Genomic DNA, 3,964 nt, shown 5'->3' with positions numbered 1-3,964 from the left:
CCGATTGACCACGCCGTCCTGCAGCCGGACGCCCTGCGCCACCGCTGCGTCGAAGGTCAGACGGCTGGCCAGCTTGACCGATTGCCAGACCCCCAATTTCTGCGGGGTGAAGGAGCGCCCGCCACCATCGCCGGCACGGGTGGTGACGGCGGATTGGCTGGGGTGGTCCGCCGACGGCACCGTCGCCGGCCGGGCCGGCGTACCGTGCGCGTCCCCCTCCTGCCCGCGCGCCACGGTAGGCCGACCCGCCGTCGCCGAGGAATGGCCCGCCTCCTCACCGCCGGCGCGCGGTGCCCCGGCCGTATCCGCCGGCTGGCGTCCGCCCGCGGTTCCCTCGTCGGCTGGCCGCACCCGTACCCTGACCTCGGCGCCATCGCGGCCATTGGCGATGCCCTCGCCGGCCTGCACTGCCGTCTGCAGCGCCAATGCCTGCGCGGCGGCCTCCGCGCGCGGGGTTCGCCCAAGCACACGCACGGTGGCGTCGTGCACCGCTCGCGCGCTGCGCATCTGGATGCCCGCCGGCATCATCTGCGTCATCCCCATCAGCAGCATCGCGCCGTTCTGCAGCTTTTCAGTCAGCGACATCTGGTCGCCGTGCTGGACAAAGGTGGCCGCCTGCTGCGTCGTCAGGATGCCCCCTGTGCCGAACGCGCCGAGGTTGAGCACGTTGCCGCCGACCGCCATGCGGCTGGCGGTGCCGGCAAGGGTGCGCGAAGCCGACTGCGCCATCGTGGCGGCCCGTTGTGTCTTCGCGGCAAGCGCGGCGACGTTGGCTGCGAGCGGGTTCGAGTTCGCGGCGAGATTGGCCGCCCTGTCCGACAGCGCCGCCGCGCGAGCGGTCAGCGCTGTGGATCGGTTGGCCAGCGCGCCGGACGCCCGTATGGCGAGCGAGGCGCCCTTGCCGAGGCCGAGGCCGCCGATCCCGGCCACCGAGCCGAACGCGTTGGCCCACAGCGAGAACGCGCGCGAGTTGTCCAACGGATTGAGCGAGCGGCCGTGGTCCGCCATGTTTTGCGCATCGATCGCCGTCACCGCCAGGCCGTATCCCATCGAACCGAGCATGCCGCTCCAGGCCGCCGCTACCAGCGGCGTCGCCGCGCCCCCGGTGGCGAGCATCACGCCGACGCCGCCGATGGCGCCCAACGCCGTCACTCCGATATCGAGCCAGGCGCGTGCCTGTTCGCGCCCGGTGACGATGTGCGCGTCGATGTCGTCGAACTCGGCATGGCCGTCCGCGCCCAGGCTCAGGTCCCTCGCCAGGTAGACGGTGCCCTTGTCGTGCAGCTCGTTGTTTTCCTGGAAGTCGCGTTCGGCGGACTGATCGCCCTTGCCGTAGACCGCGCCCTGGTCGTCGACCCACAGCGTCCTGCCATCCTTGACGAACTCGAACACCGCGCTCTGGTAAGGCGACATGCCGGGCCCGGTCACATACATCGGAATGACCTTGATGGTGGCGCCTTCCGGTGCGTCCTCGGCCAGCTGCTCCTTGATCAGCTTCGGATCGGCGTTGGGCGCGGCCAGCGCGATCGCATTGTCGAGCGCCTTGTCGTCGCCTGCCTTGACGGTCAACTCGTCCTTGCGCAGCGCCAGCGAATCGAAGGTGCCCTGCAGGATCTCATCCTTGTCCAGCTCGAAGCGCTCCTGGTCTTCCCTCGCCTTGTCGCTGCCGCTGTACTTCTCGTAACCCCGGTCCATCGCGCGGGTCAGGTCGTAGTCCGCCATGGAAGGCGCGCGGTCGTGGTCCTTCAGCTCCTTGGCGAAGGCCAGCGACAACGATCGGTGTCCCTGCGCCGCGGCATCCTGTGCGCCGCCATAGATACGCCCCTGCGTACCGCCGACCTGGTTCTGCATCACCATCGTGAAGACCTCGTTGTCCTCGTTGGCGAGCCAGCTGGCGGTGGAGGCCGCGGCGGGGCCGCTGCCGGGTTCCGCGTTGGGATTGCGCGCGTAGTAGCCTCCGTCGGCAGCGTCGACCACGGCGGCCAGGCCATGGTAGAAGTCGTCCCAGTCGTTGTAGCTGCCGCCGGTCGGCGCGACATTGCGGCCGGTCCAGTCGTTGCTGTATTCGCTCTTGACCGTCTCGAGCAGCGTGTTGGCATCCTCCTCGGCCAGGTAAGGCGCGACCTGCTGCATGTACTGGCCGACCCGGTCGGCGTACATCGTCTCCTGGCCGATGATCGGCTTGTAGTCGTCGTCGTGCGTCTTGCCTTCGAGGTCTTTGCGCATCGACGCCTCGATCTGCGCGCGGAAGGCCTCGCCGCCGAAGCGGTTGCCCTCCACGGCGAGATAGCGCTCGCGCTCCTGCTCGGTCTGCGCGGCATTGGCCGCGCCCTGGCGCAGCTTCAGCGCGCCGACGAAGTCGCCGGCATCGAGCTTCTGCTTCAGGTTTTCCTGCAGAAAGCCTTCGCGCAGCGGCACCGAACCGCGCATCAGCCCAAGCATGCGCTGCATCCCTGCTGCCGCGGCGGCACTGTCTTCCTTGCTGATGCCGTCTCCACCCTGGGCGCGCCGCTGCGTCTCGGTAAACGCGTACATCACCAGCCCGGACTGTTTGATGCCGGCCTCGAAGGCCTTGCGTGTCGGATCGTTCGGCGGCGCGTTGTCGGCGGGGACAAGGTAGTCCGCCCCCAGCGACTTGTACATGACATAGGCGGCGGGGTTGAACTCCATCAGATTCCGCTCTTGCTGCGACAGATCGCGCGGCGTCGCCGAGTTGGGGTCCGTCTTCGCCTTCGGATCGAGCGTCAGGCCCTGCACCTGCGCCATCGCCAGCGTGGTCGGATCGGTCTTCGCCAGCTCGCGTTCGAAATCGGTCTCCGGCGTCAGGTTCTCCATCTCGCCTGCGATGCGGCCCTGCATGTCGGCGGTACTGATAACCGTGCGCATGCCCTGGTCATTGCCATAGCGCTGCTCCAATTGCGTGATGGCCTGCTGCCGGTAGCTGTCGGGCACCTTGACGCCATCGCCAGCCTTCAGCGCGTCAAGCTGCGCCTGCGCGTCGTCGACGCGATTCTGCGCCTGGGTCAGGTCGTAGCCGCGATCCGTCATTGACTGCGAGCGGTCGTGCGGCTGGTTGCGGACGTTGCCCAGCTGGGTATCGGCATCCTTCTTGTAAAGCTGCGCGGCCAGCATATCGATCTCGACGCGCATCGTGCCCAGATAGGTTTCCTCGGCCTTGTCGCGGGTCTGCTGCGCCTCGTAGACGGCCGCGCGCGCGTCGCTGACCGCCTTGCCACTCTCGGGATCGCCACGGCGGATGCCCATCGGGATCTCGGACAGCGCCTTCTCCTCGCGCTGCAACGTGGCTTCGGCCTGGTCCAGCCGGTCCTCGGCGAGCCCCAGTTCGAAGCGCGCCCCTTGCGTGTCGCGGGCCTGCTGCGTCGGCTCGGCCTTCAGGAAGCCGTCCTTGATCTGGTCGAGGTTCTGGTCGAGCACCGGATCGTTGTAGCGCTCGCGGATCTCCTTCGCCTTGGCGTCGACCGCCGCGGTGATCGCCTTGTCGTCGCCGCCCGTCGCCGCGGCATGGTTGGCGGCCACCCGCAGCTCGTTCTGCGCGCCGGCCACCACCATGCCGTATTTCTGCTCGATCGGTTGCCAGTCGGCATCGGTCATCGTGCCGGCATTGCGCCTGGTCTCGCTGTCGTCGTAGGCGCCCTTGGCGTCCTTGTGCCAGCGATCCGTGTGCCCCTTCGCCTCGTCCTGCTCCTTGTCGCGCGCCTGCTGCGCGGGATCGGTGGCCGGCTTGTCGCCGCCTGGACCCTTGACCTGGACCACGCCGCCAGGATTCGTTTGCGGGGTGTAGAGCGCCGGCGTGACCACGGGCTGACTGTTCGCCGCACGGTCGGGCTGCTGTTTCTGGTCGGCCTGCTGCGCCTGATTGGCCTGTTGCGCCTGCTGGGCCTGATTGTTCTGTTCGTTGCGCCGGGCGGTTTCCGCTTCCTGCGCCTCGCGCTGCCGCTCGGCC

At 68.6% G+C, this 3,964-nt stretch carries 1 protein-coding gene; it reads right to left on the bottom strand.

Features of this window, described 5'->3' with window-relative positions:
* A partial coding sequence (locus B551_RS14895; RefSeq protein ID WP_043439938.1) for a DUF4781 domain-containing protein occupies positions 1-3,964 on the bottom strand: 3,964 nt, incomplete at both ends.

Origin of the sequence: Cupriavidus sp. HPC(L), assembly GCF_000307735.3 — a bacterium.
GTDB lineage: Bacteria > Pseudomonadota > Gammaproteobacteria > Burkholderiales > Burkholderiaceae > Cupriavidus.
Note: the sequence above shows the minus strand (reverse complement) of the source record. Positions and strands in the feature narration are given on the sequence as shown.